The sequence below is a fragment of the Sporomusa sp. genome (genome assembly GCF_035561255.1).
GTDB lineage: Bacteria > Bacillota > Negativicutes > Sporomusales > Sporomusaceae > Sporomusa.
The window spans coordinates 1-14,228 of sequence record NZ_DATMXX010000396.1 but is presented as its reverse complement, the minus strand read 5'-3'; the positions used below and the strand labels follow the sequence as shown (position 1 = coordinate 14,228).

The 14,228-nt window shown below is 48.6% G+C and carries 16 protein-coding genes; 12 read left to right on the top strand and 4 right to left on the bottom strand.

From position 1 onward, the window contains the following. From arsB to VN379_RS22600, 12 genes are all read left to right on the top strand, one after another. Positions 1 to 880 (top strand): ACR3 family arsenite efflux transporter (arsB, locus tag VN379_RS22655; RefSeq protein ID WP_325538119.1); only part of this gene is annotated, 880 nt, incomplete at its 5' end. 121 nt (positions 881 to 1,001) lie between these two features. Next, positions 1,002 to 1,205 carry a hypothetical protein gene (locus VN379_RS22650; RefSeq protein ID WP_325538117.1) on the top strand — a complete coding sequence of 68 codons (204 nt, stop codon included), beginning with the start codon at positions 1,002 to 1,004 and terminating at the stop codon, positions 1,203 to 1,205. Positions 1,206 to 1,264: 59 nt separating this feature from the next. Continuing rightward, on the top strand, positions 1,265 to 1,489 hold the full coding sequence (locus VN379_RS22645) for a hypothetical protein (RefSeq protein ID WP_325538115.1): 225 nt from the start codon (positions 1,265 to 1,267) through the stop codon (positions 1,487 to 1,489). Between the two features lie 20 nt (positions 1,490 to 1,509). Beyond that, positions 1,510 to 1,974 (top strand): C-GCAxxG-C-C family (seleno)protein, encoded by a 465-nt coding sequence (locus VN379_RS22640; RefSeq protein ID WP_325538113.1) that lies wholly within the window; start codon positions 1,510 to 1,512, stop codon positions 1,972 to 1,974. A 379-nt stretch (positions 1,975 to 2,353) separates the two neighbouring features. Next, a complete protein-coding gene (locus VN379_RS22635) occupies positions 2,354 to 2,533 on the top strand; it encodes a hypothetical protein (protein ID WP_325538112.1) in 180 nt (59 codons plus the stop codon). 57 nt (positions 2,534 to 2,590) lie between these two features. Beyond that, positions 2,591 to 2,746: a twin-arginine translocase TatA/TatE family subunit gene (gene tatA / locus VN379_RS22630; protein ID WP_325538110.1), complete on the top strand. Its 156-nt coding sequence runs from the start codon at positions 2,591 to 2,593 to the stop codon at positions 2,744 to 2,746. A gap of 306 nt (positions 2,747 to 3,052) precedes the next feature. Further along, the gene (locus tag VN379_RS22625; protein ID WP_325538108.1) at positions 3,053 to 3,760 is read left to right on the top strand and encodes a 4Fe-4S dicluster domain-containing protein; all 708 of its coding nucleotides are present in this window, start codon (positions 3,053 to 3,055) and stop codon (positions 3,758 to 3,760) included. A gap of 21 nt (positions 3,761 to 3,781) precedes the next feature. Further along, the gene (gene nrfD, locus VN379_RS22620; RefSeq protein WP_325538121.1) at positions 3,782 to 4,816 is read left to right on the top strand and encodes an NrfD/PsrC family molybdoenzyme membrane anchor subunit; all 1,035 of its coding nucleotides are present in this window, start codon (positions 3,782 to 3,784) and stop codon (positions 4,814 to 4,816) included. 17 nt (positions 4,817 to 4,833) lie between these two features. Beyond that, a complete protein-coding gene (locus VN379_RS22615) occupies positions 4,834 to 8,064 on the top strand; it encodes a molybdopterin-dependent oxidoreductase (protein WP_325538106.1) in 3,231 nt (1,076 codons plus the stop codon). Positions 8,065 to 8,260: 196 nt separating this feature from the next. Then, positions 8,261 to 9,181 (top strand): phosphate/phosphite/phosphonate ABC transporter substrate-binding protein, encoded by a 921-nt coding sequence (gene phnD, locus VN379_RS22610; RefSeq protein WP_325538104.1) that lies wholly within the window; start codon positions 8,261 to 8,263, stop codon positions 9,179 to 9,181. Further along, positions 9,178 to 10,590 carry a HAMP domain-containing sensor histidine kinase gene (locus tag VN379_RS22605; RefSeq protein ID WP_325538102.1) on the top strand — a complete coding sequence of 471 codons (1,413 nt, stop codon included), beginning with the start codon at positions 9,178 to 9,180 and terminating at the stop codon, positions 10,588 to 10,590. The genes phnD and VN379_RS22605 overlap by 4 nt, the downstream gene beginning before the upstream one ends. Then, positions 10,583 to 11,227: a response regulator transcription factor gene (locus VN379_RS22600; protein WP_325538100.1), complete on the top strand. Its 645-nt coding sequence runs from the start codon at positions 10,583 to 10,585 to the stop codon at positions 11,225 to 11,227. The genes VN379_RS22605 and VN379_RS22600 overlap by 8 nt, the downstream gene beginning before the upstream one ends. A gap of 168 nt (positions 11,228 to 11,395) precedes the next feature. Here VN379_RS22600 and VN379_RS22595 read toward each other — a convergent pair whose 3' ends face one another. From VN379_RS22595 to VN379_RS22580, 4 genes are all read right to left on the bottom strand, one after another. Next, positions 11,396 to 11,551 carry a hypothetical protein gene (locus VN379_RS22595; protein ID WP_325538098.1) on the bottom strand — a complete coding sequence of 52 codons (156 nt, stop codon included), beginning with the start codon at positions 11,549 to 11,551 and terminating at the stop codon, positions 11,396 to 11,398. Positions 11,552 to 11,631: 80 nt separating this feature from the next. Beyond that, complete coding sequence (locus VN379_RS22590) at positions 11,632 to 12,858, bottom strand: MFS transporter (protein WP_325538096.1); 1,227 nt, start codon at positions 12,856 to 12,858, stop codon at positions 11,632 to 11,634. Between the two features lie 112 nt (positions 12,859 to 12,970). After that, entirely contained in the window at positions 12,971 to 13,216 is a 246-nt protein-coding gene (locus VN379_RS22585) for a carboxymuconolactone decarboxylase family protein (RefSeq protein WP_325538094.1), read from the bottom strand. Between the two features lie 98 nt (positions 13,217 to 13,314). Continuing rightward, positions 13,315 to 13,938 carry a sigma-70 family RNA polymerase sigma factor gene (locus tag VN379_RS22580; protein WP_325538092.1) on the bottom strand — a complete coding sequence of 208 codons (624 nt, stop codon included), beginning with the start codon at positions 13,936 to 13,938 and terminating at the stop codon, positions 13,315 to 13,317. Positions 13,939 to 14,228: the final 290 nt, after the last annotated feature.

The following is a 14,228-nucleotide window of genomic DNA, read 5'->3' as shown; positions in this document are numbered from 1 at the left end:
GAAAATTGATTTTTCCGCTATTGCGAAAGTCGGCGACAAGCCCAAAGGGCTCCTGATCACTTTGTTTGTCAATTGGGTAGTAAAGCCGTTCAGTATGGCCTTTTTGGGCTGGCTGTTCTTTAAGCAGCTCTTTATTGGTCTAATTGGAGCCGATATGGCCAATCAATACATGGCGGGCGTTATTATTCTGGCAGCAGCGCCCTGCACGGCCATGGTGTTCGTGTGGAGCTACCTGACTGACGGCGATCCGGCCTATACGCTCGTACAGGTGGCCATTAACGATCTTATTATGCTGGTGTTGTTTGCGCCGATTGTCATGTTTCTGTTAGGGGTTTCCGATATCGTTGTACCCAAAGACGTGCTGTTCATGTCGGTGTTCTTATATATTGTCATTCCTCTGATTGCTGGTTATCTGACCCGGCGGGTGCTTATCTCCTCGCATGGCGAGGAATGGTTCAATACTAAGTTCCTGGCCCCGTTAAAACCGGTGACTATTATCGCCCTGTTGGTTACGCTTATTATTATCTTTGCCTTCCAAGGGGAAGTGATTACTAATAACTGGTTCAGTATTGTGTTGATTGCCATTCCCATCCTGATTCAGGTCTACTTTAATTCGACGCTGTCCTATGGTCTGGCTAAATACTTCAAAGTGCCTCACAGCATTGCCGCACCGGGAGCGCTGATCGGCGCGAGCAACTTTTTTGAGTTGGCGGTAGCGGTGGCAATATCCCTGTTCGGTTTGCAGTCCGGAGCCACGCTGGCGACAGTGGTAGGCGTTCTGGTGGAAGTGCCGGTCATGTTGTCGGTGTGCAGCTTCTGCAACCGGACCAAGCATTGGTTTGATACCGGAGTGAAAGAAGTGGATAAAGCCCAAGGGTAGGTGTAAAGAGGGCAGCGGTAGGACCGCTGCCCGGATACCTTTCGTCTGAGTGACTATCCTGGGAAGAGGGGTAGCAGGGTAAATGCCTGCTAAGACGAGGGGAGAGGGAGGCAACAGCATAATGGTGGATATAGGCCAACTAATGGCTCTGCTGGTTTTGTCTTGGCTCTTTTGGTTTGCCCTTATATATGGTTTCATTTATCCATTCCAGAGGAAACTGGGGAAACCGATGGCGTTAAAAGATCGCATCATTCTAGCGGCCAAAGTGTCGTTGCTCTGCGCCAGCGCTGCAGCTGCCATTCGTTTCATACTCTGGTCTATGTGAAGGTTTCCCTAGTCTAACCACTTACCGGATAATCTTGGCAAGGGGAGGGAATCGCTTTAGTGGATGAAATGGACGAGCTGATTGCATACCTGCAAGGAGTAACTGAAAATTTATATTACTATATGGGTCAGGCTGAAGAGACCTGTTCGAGGGAAACCGTCAACTCACAGGAATCTGTAATGCTAAATACCGCGTGGCTTAATCTGGAGAATGCTATTTTGGACTTGGAAAATTTGGTGCAAGAAATGAAAAATAAAAAGAGCGGTAACCGCTCTCAAAAATAAATAGAAATGAGGTTGGCGGTGTGAATTTACAAGCGAATATCGGCACAATCCGACAAAAGGCGGAGCAATACTACCGCAAGGGTGATTTTTACTGTTCCGAGGCGATTGTCAAAGCAATTAAAGATGAGTTTGCTTTACCACTGCCCGATACTGTCATTGCGATGGCCTCCGGTTTTCCGGTGGGCATGGGCGGCTCAGGCTGTACCTGCGGGGCTATAGCTGGTGGGGTGCTGGCCATTGGCATGGTATTCGGCCGGACACAAGCTGGCAATCCGCAGGTACAGCAAGCGATGCAACTGGCAAAAGAACTGCACGACAGCTTTCAGCAGCGCCATACGTGCCTGTGCTGCCGCGTGTTGACCCGAGGCATGGAACTGGGGTCGCAGGAACACATGGACCAGTGTGTGGCCTTTACCGGCGAGGTGGCAGAGGAAACAGCGCGACTGATTCTGCGTGAATGGGGGCGGCACCAGGAACCGGCGTAGTGGCGGAGATATTTCGCAGCTTATTGAACAGTACTGGCTTTATGTAAGGCAGTACTGTTTTGTTTTGTCTCCCGTCTGCACCCGCTGATGTGTTTGGAGAGGTATTGAGCCATACTGCGGTGGGGAATTGTCCTGTTTTGTCGGTGTTTTTCCTGACGTAATGTCCTGCTTTTTACGGATATTATTCAGGTGCAGTATGCTGCATAATGAAGATAAGAATAGTATCGTTGCGAAAACTCAAAGATTGAGGTGATTTGGGTGGCAACTGATTGCTTGGGACGCCGTATTCATAACCTGCGCCTTTCCGTCACCGACCACTGCAATTTTCAAAAGAGCTTTTGCAATTCCTGCAATCGCATTAGGGGTAATCGCCGACGGGATGGTGAAGCCGTGCCTGCTGGACGATTCGGAATGGGACATCAAGTCCTGGCTGCGATTGGGGGCGAGCAAAGGGGACATAGCAGAATATCTACAAAAAAATATTTTAAATAAACCTGCCAGGTATTTAGGGGTCAATCAGGAGAAGCCGCAGCGCGGCATGTCAGGAATCGGCGGGTAAAGAGCTTTGGAAAGATTGACAATACCGGATAATAGTTGTGAAAGGGAGGGGTACAACATGTTTGGGTTAGGATTTCAGGAAATACTTGTTATCCTGGTTATTGCCTTGATTGTTTTCGGCCCGGCAAAATTGCCGGAGTTGGGGAAGGCACTTGGTAAAAGCATTAGTGAATTCAGAGGTGCGGTGGCGAAAGATGAGGATAAACAAACCTGAACTCAAGAGTAAAGAAGACGGAGCAGTCTATTGCTCCGTCTTCTTATTATTCGTTCGACTCATTTGCTGGAGCGCGGACAGGACGAGCCGGGCAAACCGCGGACTGCTGCCTGTTGGCAGGCGTCGGCGAATTCCCTGACAACAGTCCGGGTTTCTCCCGATAGTGCACCGATTCTAATCATGAGATAATTATATTGTACAAATATAACGACAATTTCTCCGAGCTGCACTAACTGCAGCCGATAGGGCGTTTGTACAGCGCCTGCCCGTATTTGGCGAAGGAGAAATGAGCAGAGGGGGATTTTTGTGGAGAGGGAAGACATTTTGCTAGTTATGCAGCGAGATGTGGCAAGAACGCTGCAGAAGCCGCCGGAGAAGCGCCGGTGGGGCATGCTCATTGACACCCGCAAATGCGTTGGCTGCCATGCCTGTACCATCGGCTGCATTGCGGAATACAAACTGCCTCCGGGAGTTGTCTACCGGCCGGTCATCGACCAGGAAAGCGGTCAGTTTCCAGCGGTTAAGCGCAGTTTTCTGCCCCGGCCGTGTTTTCAGTGTGAGCACCCGTCTTGTGTTAGCGTTTGTCCGGTAGGTGCAACCAAAAAAGAGGAGGATGGCATTGTATCGATAGACTATCAGAAATGTATCGGCTGTCGTGCATGTATTTCCAACTGTCCCTATGGTGCGCGCACCTTCGATAGTGGGGCCTATTACACAGAAGGTACCCCGGCGGTGCAAGCCTATGAAAAAATGAGCTTTTATGAATATGGTAAGCGCTGGAATCGAGACAGTAAACACGGTGATGTTATGAGCAGTGCCCGCAAATGCAATTTTTGCTCCAGTCGTATTCAAAAGGGGCTCTTGCCGATTTGCGTATCAAGCTGTATTGGCCGTGCCACCTACTTTGGTGACTTAACTGACAAGCAATCGCTGCTCTGCCAGACTATGGCGGCTAATCAAGTGTATCGTCTGAAAGAAAAAACCGGCAACAGTCCCCAAGTCTACTATATTTAGGAGGTGCGGCGAGTGAATAATATGATGAAAAACGCATTGTTCGGTTGCTTTGTCATCGGGGCATTAGCTGCGCTCGGCAAAGTATTCTTTTGGGGGGAAAGTGCCACCAATTACGGAGCCTACACACCGTGGGGGCTGTGGGTCGGACTCTATATCCTGCTGGTGGGAACAGCTGCAGGTGCTGCCTGGGTCGGTATTTATACCACGTGGTCTGGACGCGGCATCAACCGGTTAACGACGTTAAGTCTTCTGACAGCGGGGCTGAGCCTGACCTTCGGGCTGGCTTTCATTGGCATGGACCTGGGCAAACCGCTTAAAGGAATTGCCATATTTCTACATCCTTCCTTCAGTTCCAAACTGGCCTGGGCATCCTGGTTATACACCTGTTTCTTCGGCTGTCTGGCCGGGTATTTTCTGACTAAGGCTAAAAAGACTTTCCTATATTTGTGCGGACTGCTTGCATTTGCTTTTTTAATGGCCGAAGGCCTGTTTTTTGGTACTATGGTGGCACGGCAGCTTTGGTATTCATGGCTTACACCCCTGTCGTTCGTTACCTCGGCCCTGGCGGCGGGAGCCGCGTTTGTCACGGTGGTCGGCATAATGGTTGACAATACGTTGTTGGTTGAGGAAGGGGTGCGGTTACCCCGGGTGTTGCTTTATTCTCTGTTAGCTCATGTAGGCGTAGAGTTGGTGCATCTTGTAACCGGTCTGAGCGGCGATAAGGGGGAGTTGGTTTGGAGCCTGTGGACGGCCTGGCCTTTCTGGGGGCTGTTTCTCCTGGCTGGAGCGTTGCTGTTCAAGGGCTATAACCGCCTGTCGTTTCTTCCGGCCACCCTCATTTTCCTGGGGCTGGCAGCCTACAAGTACAGCTTTGTCCGGTATGGCTTTAGTGAGGCACCTCTGGCTGGTCTGGCCGACGCCTTTCAGCACAGCCGCCTGACTTTGAGCTACGCGCCTGCAATAGTTGAATGGGTCGTTGCAGCAGGCTTGCTAGCTGGACTGTTCTGGGTGGCAGGCGTTAGCCTGCCGAAACTGCTGGCACGGATTGAAGCATAGAAAAGGGGGAAGGACACATGGCAATCGAAAAATGGGAAGACCTATTTAACGCCAAGACGAGCCGGCGCAGCTTCATTGCTGGCGGTCTGGCAAGCTGTACTGCCCTATTGGCGAGCAGTACCGGCTTTATAAAATTATTTGAACGAGCCCAGGCTGGCCTCCTGACACCGGAGGAAGAGTACCTATTAAATAAAGCCGAAAATACTATAGCCACAGCCTGTATGCAGTGCAACACAGGCTGTGCGGTCAAAGTTAAGTTTCTCGATGGCATGGTGGCCAAGATTGATGGCAATCCCTATTCGCCTTGGACCTTGAATCCCCATCTGCCTTTTACCGCTAAAATAAGAGATACGGAAAACATAGATGCCGCCATTTGCCCCAAAGGGCAGGCCGGCCTTCAGGCCTATTACGACCCGTATCGTATCCGCCGGGTACTCAAGCGGGCTGGTAAGCGCGGCGAAAATAAGTGGGTCAGCATTCCCTTTGACCAGGCAGTAGAAGAAATCGTCAACGGTGGCGCATTGTTTGCCCATATTCCCGGTGAGGAGCAGCGGCAGGTGGAAGGGTTAAGCCAGCTCTGGGCGATACGTGATCCGAAAGTGGCCAAAGACATGGCTGATGCGGTAGCGAAGATCCTAGCCGAAAAAGATAAAACCAAGAAAGCAGCACTGGTGGAAGCGTTTAAGGTGAGCTTTAGCCAGCAGTTGCCAGGAATGATTGACCCCAACCACCCCGACCTGGGGCCTAAGAATAATGAGTTTGTATTCTGGTGGGGCCGCCTGAAAGACGGTCGCGGTGATCTCATCAAACGGTTTACCCTGGACTCCTTTGGTTCAAATAATGCCCACGGTCATACGACAGTATGCCAGGGATCACTCTACTTCTCCGGTAAGGTGATGAGCGAACAGTGGGGTTATGACGCTAAGAAAAACAGTATGTCCTGGGTTAACGGCAAAAAGTTTTACTGGCAGGCAGAGTTAGAAGGGGCCGAGTTTGTCATTTTTGTAGGGGCTAATGTATTTGAAGCCAATTATGGTCCGCCGGTCCGGTCGCAGCGCATCACCGAGGGGCTGACGTCTGGTCGCCTGAAATATGCCGTCCTTGACCCACGGTTCAGTAAGGCTGCTACCCACGCCTGGAAGTGGCTACCTACTATTCCCGGACGGGATACGGCTGTTGCTATGGGAATGATGCGGTGGATTTTTGAAAACCAGCGTTATGATGCCAAGTATCTGCGCAATGTCAATAAGGCGGCAGCCAAAGCGGCCGGCGAGCCGACCTGGAGCAATGGTCCCTGGTTGCTGAAAATGAATAATGGCAAGCCAACACTTTTCCTGCGCTCTCATGAAATCGGCATAGAGAAGGAAATGATCGTCAAAGACGGAAAAAGCTATGTTAATGAGAAATTCGTTGTCCTGCAGGATGGGCAGCCTATGGCGGTCGATCCTAATGACGAGACCAATGCCGTGTATGGCGATTTGTTTGTTGATACCGAGCTTAATGGCATCAAGGTGAAATCGGTCCTTCAGGTGTTGTATGAGGAAGCAACCAAGCGTAGCCTTGCCGAATGGGCAGGCGAAGCCGGCGTGGATGCTGGCGATGTGGAAGCGTTGGCTCGTGAGTTCACCAGTCATGGCAAAAAGGCCGTCGTCGATATTCACCGGGGTGTATCGCAGCACACCAATGGCTTCTATAACGTTCTCGCCTGGAATACTCTAAATCTGCTAAATGGTAATTACGATTGGCGCGGCGGCTTTATTGCCAAGACCGACTATGCTATTGCCGGTGCCAAACCAGGTCAGGCCTTTAATGTTGGTAACCATCCGCGCAAAATTGCACCGTTCGGAACCACGATTATTCGTACCAGCCATAAGTACGAAGACAGCACGCTGTTTACCGGTTATCCGGCTAAACGGCCATGGTTTCCGTTAATCAGCGACATTTATCAGGAAGTTGTGCCCTCAGCGCTGGATATGTACCCGTACAAAGTGAAAACACTGTTCTTGTATATGGGGTCGCCCGTATATTCGCTACCGGCGGGGCAGGCGGTGCTGGATACTCTCGCCGACGTGACTAAGATACCGCTGTTTGTCACTTTTGATACAACGATTGGCGAAACCTCTACCTTTGCTGACTATATCATCCCTGATGTCACCTACCTGGAGCGCTGGGAAATGCACGGCGGCCATCCCAGTGTGCCCTATAAGACCATGCCAATCCGCCAGCCGGCCGCGCAGCCCCTTACCGAAACGGTTAAAGTATTTGGTCAGGATATGCCGATAGGGTTAGAATCCTTTCTGCTGGGAGTCGCGGAAAAAATGAATTTGCCCGGCTTCGGCCCGGATGGATTTGGCAAGAATATCCCCTTTACTCACTCCGATCATCTGTATCTCAAGCAAGTGGCTAATGTGGCGACTGACGGGAAAGCGGTACCTGATGCCGATGATGAAGAAGTTCGTATTTTTCTGGAGGCCCGCAAGCATCTGCCTGCCTCTGTCTTTGAGCCGGAGCGGTGGAAAGCTGCGTGTGGAGAGGCCTATTGGCGTAAGGTCATTTATGTTCTGAACCGGGGCGGGCGGTTTGAAGAATATGCTGCCGCCTGGGATGGGGAGAAAGTTAAAAATAAATACGGCATCATGATCAATATGTACGCTGAAAAGACGGCGGCCACCAAAAACTCCATGACTGGCAAAAACTTCTATGGTATGGCCACCTATATTCCAAACGTAGAGGACTGTGTGGGTAAGCCGATTAACGACGAGCAGGACGGTTACACCCTCACGCTCATAACCAATAAAATTATTCATCATACCAAGTCACGCACGGCTGCCGACTATTGGCTGCTGGCGCTGGAGGAAGAAAACTATATTCTAATGAATCACGTTGATGCCAAGAAACTGGGACTGGGCGACACCGACCGCGTGAGAGTAACGTCCGCCTCCTGTCCGGATGGTGTCTGGAAACTGGGGCCACTTGGCACCAAAGATTTGATCGGCAAAGTAAAGATTATCGAAGGAATGCGGCCCGGTGTTGTAAGTTTCTCACTCGGCAGTGGACATTTCGCCAACGGCAGTAAGGATGTCAAAATTGATAACACTCTGATCAAGGGCGACCCGCGCCGGGGACGGGGCATTCATGCCAATGTTGCCATGCGCGTTGACCCGGTGCTCAAAAACACCGGCCTGCAGGATTTGGTTGGCGGGAGCATCTGTTTCTACGACACCAAAGTCAAATTAATTAAAGTATAATACGGACTGCTGTGGTAATTAGAAGACTGACCCTTGAATTGGGTCAGTCTTCTATTACACAACTTACAGGAATAAATGTATGGCGGGCTAGCAGCTTGGTTGGTGGTTAATCATTCCAGGTAAACCAGGAGGAATTTAGGCACTGTTACGCAGAACACTTATACATGGCATTCTGCAAACGATCGGAGGGTAGTATATGCGGAAATGGATTACCGGCCTAATACTGATGACGGTTACTGTCTTCTTTGTCGGCTGTGGTTCGCCACCGGTACAGACCGTCCGGCTGCAGCACCTCGATGAAGCCATTCCGGCGAAAGGCAATACGAATGGTCCGCTACCGCTCAGGGTTGCCGTTTCCTCTATCTTGTCGCCGCGGGAAACCTTGACCGTCTATCAGCCATTGCTGAACTATTTGGAGAAGAAATTAGATTTGCCGGTGGTACTGCTGCAACGGCGGACCTATAAGGAAGTCAATGAACTGATTGAACACGATAATGCTGACATCGCCTTTGTATGCAGCGGCGGTTACGTCGCTGGTCATCAAAGCTTTGGCTTAGAATTGTTGGCTGTGCCTGTAGTAAACGGTCAACATACCTATCGTTCCTATATTATTGCCAATGTTAAGCTGGAGGCTCAATCCATTAGTGCCCTGCAAGGGCGCTCCTTTGCCTTTACAGACCCGATGTCTTTTTCGGGACGTATTGCACCTGTCTACATGTTACAATCCCGAAGCCTTGACGCGGCGCATTTTTTCGGCAGGACTTTTTATACCTACAGTCACGATAACGCCATTCAAGCTGTAAATGATGGCATCGCTGATGCCGCTGCTGTGGATAGTCTGGTATTTGACCAGGCCGTGCAGAACACCCCCGAATTGGCCAAGCGGGTCAAGATAATTGACAAGTCGTTAACGGTCGGCAGTCCGCCGGTGGTGGTAAATACTGCCCTTGACAGCAGCAGAAAAGAGAACCTGCGGTCCTTACTGCTGGCTATGCCGCTTGACCCGGATGGCGAAAAGGCACTGTCCGCCTTGCATTATGACCGTTTTGCCGTTGCCGACGAAAAAGACTACGAAGCGCTGCAAGACATTTGGCTGACCGTTAAGGAGAAATTATGATGAAATTTCGCATGGACAGTTTCTTCGTTAAGGTCATTGCCGGTTTTGTATTGTTGCTTTTGTTATTAGGCTTGGCCAACATTGTTCAAACGCGGGCGCTTATGAATACGCTATTTGCCGAACAACAGGAAAAACGCGGTATTTCCCTGGCAAGTACACTGGCGGCGCGGGCGGCTAACCTTATTATCATCCATAACTACTATGACCTCCATGAACTAGTGAAGGACACCCAAAGTACCAATGATGACGCTCGCTATGTTTTTATCGTCAGTCCTACTGGCGAACTGCTGGCTCATTCCTTTCCGGCAGGCTTTGCAACCGACCTGCTTCAGGTACCTGCTCCCGATGGGGATGATAAACACCGAATTACCGTTCTGTCGACAGAAGAAGGCACCATCCGCGATATTGCGGTACCCATCATGGACGGAAGGTTGGGTGTGGTTCATGTTGGCCTCGGTGCCGGCAGCCTCCAGAAAGTTTTACAGGATACGACTCAACAGTTTTTACTGGATACCTTTATTGCCCTGCTAATTGGCTTTGGCTTGGCGATTTTTCTTACGCAACGATTGACCCGCCCTGTTCGCGAATTGGCCAGAGCAGCAAGCGCCATCACAGCTGGGGATCTGACCCAACGTGCCCATGTCGGCAGCCAGGATGAAATCGGTAAATTTGCTGCGGCTTTTAATGTAATGGCCGATCATGTTCACGCCCTCTTGAATGAACTGAAACAGAAAGAGGAGGCGCGGACGCATCTGTTGCAAAAGGTAATTGTAGCCCAGGAAGAGGAAAGAAAGCGCATTGCCCGGGAATTGCACGACCAGACCGGTCAAAATTTAACTTCCCTGATGATGCGGCTGAAATGCCTGGAGGATGATTGCCCCAGTTCCAGTCGTCAGTGCCGTTTGGATGAAATGCGCAGCTTAGTTAAATACACAGTGGAAGACATTCACCGTCTGGCAGTGGAACTGCGTCCCAGCATTCTCGATGACCGGGGTCTGGTTGCCGCTTTGGAAAAATATGTAGAGGATTATCGGGCCACCTACCGGTTGGATGTGGATTTTCATATTAACTGGCAGGGGGAGGAACGGCTGCCCCATGAGATCGAGGTTACCGTCTACCGGATTGTTCAGGAAGCACTGACCAACATTGCCAAATATGCGGCTGCCGCCAATGTCAGTGTGATCTTGACCGCAAACGCCGGGGAGCTGACGGCGATTATTGAAGACGACGGCGTCGGATTTGATGCCGCCCGCCTGCTGGCAGACAATGCCGGTGGCAACAAGCTGGGACTGTATGGTATGCGTGAGCGAGCGCAATTGGTGGGCGGAAATGTAACGATTGAGTCATCACCTGCTGTCGGCACAACAATTTATGTAAAAATACCACTGAGGAGGAGTTCGCATGAATGAAATCACGGTGGCCATTGTTGATGACCATACTTTGATGCGGTCAGGCCTAAACCTGATGTTGGCCAAACAGGAAGATATCCGGGTAGTCGGAGAGGCGGCCAATGCTGAAGAAGCCTTGAAACTTATCGAAGCAGAAAAGCCGGCGGTAGTCTTGCTTGACATCTCCATGCCGGGAACCAGCGGTCTGGATTGCCTCCAGGCCATTGCGCACTGCTCGCCCCAGTCCAGGGTCATTCTGCTGACTATGCATGAAGACAGTCAGTATGTACAGGATGGGCTGGCGGCTGGAGCCATGGGTTATGTTTTAAAAAAGGCGGCCGATGAAATGCTGTATCAGGCCATCAGAAATGTGGCTGCCGGCGTGGTCTTTTTGCAGCCTGACACCATGAAAGCGTTACTATGGCGGCAACGGCAACCGCCACCCGCTCCAGTTCAACAGCCCTATAAGGCATTAAGTGAAAAAGAGACAGTGGTGCTGGCTTTGATTGCTCAGGGCTTTTCCAATGCTGAAATTGCGGCGGAACTCAAAATCAGTGTAAAAACCGTTGAGACCTATAAGTATCGCATTATGGAAAAACTCGATGTCAGAAAACGGTCCGAATTAGTTAAATACGCTATGCAAAACAATATTGTCTGAGCATAAAGCGCCCCAGCCTTGCTTAACCGATGCTGGGGTCGCTTTATGCTCAGATGTGGGAGTGGGGAGCGTAGACTACCGACCATTACAAGGTGAGTGGTGCTCGGCAAAAAAAAATTTGCGGGAGACCTCGCGTGGTATAATGCCAGATATCGGTAGGCCGGTATTCTATGATGGCACAGCCTTATCCCAAAAGGATTGTTCTTTGGTAATATCGATGAATTTAGAGAGGGTGTTTTTCTTGTTCTGAGAGTTTAGTTCTTTCGTACAATTCTTCTCTTTGCTGTTGATGTAATCGACTTTGGACATTAGTTTCGATTCCATGGCATGCACCTCCTAAAAATATCACAGCAACCGTACTTTAAATGAGATTTTTCAACTAATGGCGTAAAATTTACATGTATTTATGTTTTGTCAGTGGGTTGCATGTTTGCTTTAAGCACGCTAAGGGGTTTTTCTTGTATTGGCAGATAACAAAGAGCGGCAAGAATACTCAACAGTATGGCTGTTATCCAAATAATTTGATAGGAGCCGGTACGGTCAAATAGAATTCCTCCTAACCAGCCTCCTGTAAAGCTGCCTATTTGATGCATGACAAACACAATTCCGGAAAGCGTGGAAAGATATTGGACACCAAAAACACTGGCCAAAACGCCGTTTGTTAACGGCACTGTTCCCAACCAGATTAGACCTATGGCTGCTGAAAAGATATATACGGATGTTTGGTTAATGGGACATAATATGAAGATTGTTATCACAATCGCACGGAGAAAAAATATTAGGCTTAATAAATAAGGTTTAGGATATTTTCCTCCTAGATATCCTGCAAGGTAGGAGCCGAGCATATTGGAGAATCCAATAATAGCTAATGCGTTTGCGGCTATTGTCAAAGGCAGGCTATGATCTTGAATAAATGCTGCAAAGTGGGTCAGGATGAAAACAACTTGAAATCCGCAAACTGAAAATCCCAGACCCAATAGCCAAAAATCTCGATGATGAAAGGCCTCTGTTAATGCTGCTCGTGTATCGCGTTTTTCTTCCAAAAGGGTTTTCTTTTCTTTCAGTCCTGTGGAAAGCGGAAACATCATGGTACAAGTAATGGCGAAAATGAGTAGGGCTTGGAACCACCCCATAGAGTTCAATAGGAACTGTCCATAGGGTAGCATAGCAAACATGCCAAAAGAAGCGCCGGCTCCAGCTATACCTAAAACGAGACTGCGTTTACTTGGATCAAACGCTCGGCCTAGTGCACCAAAAACAACAGCGAAACTACTTCCACCGAGGCCAATTCCTATAAGTACGCCGGCACTAAGTGTTAAACCCAGCGGAGTTGTGGCTTTAGCCATAAAGAATAAGCCTAACACATAAGCTAGAGCTCCGATAAGCAAGGCTTTACTTGCCCCGTATTTGTCAGCGATCCAACCGGTAAAGGGTTGAGTAATCCCCCATACTAGGTTCTGTAAGGCTAAGGCAAAGGCAAACGTTTCTCTACTATACCCCAAATCAAGGCTCATCGGTTTTAGAAAAATTCCAAAGCTTTGCCTAAATCCAAGAGCTAAAGCTAAAATAAGACTGCCGCAAGTTAGCATTATGAACGGCGATGACGCAAAAAATCTTTTAGCTGAGAACATACCATTCCTTCTTTCCTTACTATTTAGAGCGGCAATCGCTGGGAATCAAAACATCCAGGAGAATCCCATCTGTTTTGACTCCCAACTACCAAAGAATGCAACTTATTTGCCATCAACAACAACTGTTGTCATTTTTGGATAAAGCCTGTTCACAACTGTGGTGGGCGATGAGTTTATCCATGCTGCTCGCGGCTCCAGTTCTCACTAACCTACCCACTTCCATCGCGTCTCTAATTTCCAGTTCTGTAAGTCCAGCCTCCAAAGCTTTCTTTCTATGAGTTTGTAGGCAAGGGTGGCAATTTGCCGCAACAGAGGCTCCCAAAGCGATTAGTTCCACTGTTTTGAGATCGAACGCCATTTTTATCACCTCCTTGTAGTCTTATAGACGAAACAGAGAGGCAAAAGGATACACTGAAAAAATGATTAAGGCAAAAAAAAACTGACTAATTTTTATAGTCAGCGCTTGTGGGAAATTGATTTTAAAGTGAGCTTGATGGGCCCTTTGGGTTCACAGGCCAATTCATTGCAATCGGTCCGATAAAAGTTGCAATTAGCCAATAGTAGCTTTCTTAAATTGTTCTTAGCACGGTGCAGCCGGATTTTTACTGTACCAATGCTTACCCCTAGAATTACGGCAATTTCACTGTCTTTTAGTCCTTCTATTTCACTGAGAACAGCGACAGTCCGGTAGGTTTCAGGAAGGTCCATAACAAAATTCCGAATGCACTCATTCATTTCTTGACGAACCACTTGATCTTCAATTAAAAGCGGTTTTTTACAAGAACATGCATTGTTCGCAGCAAGCCTATCTATGTCAGATTCATTAAACTGTTCGGTCGACTCTTGTTTAAAAGGCCGTCTTCTCATTCGATCAATGGCAGCATTGGTTGCAATTTGATAAATCCAAGTTGATAACTGCGAATCTTTTTTAAATGTATGTAAGGCCTGATTCACTTTAATAAACACATCTTGTGTTATATCTTCAGCTTCTTTTAAGCCAATCAAACGCGTCAAGTACCGATAAATTTTGGGCTGGAATTCTGAGTACACTTGATCAAACTGGAATTCATGAGTTTCCACTTAGTCGATCCTCCCTTTACATAGCTATCTGTTACTTCTGATCTTGCTATTTATACTATTTTATTGCTTCAATGATAAATTTGGAAGCCCATGATAGAGGTATGATATTTAATCTTATAGCATTGCCTCACATGACAACGAAAGTAATCCGTTTCAGCTTCATTATAGAATACTGCTCTTGCATAGGCAATAGGCGGGATATGGTTAGAGTAACGACAGAATTCAATGTATTTTTTATTAATTATGTTAATTCGATGCATATGGAGGTAATCTTAAACTTGTCAGAAAAT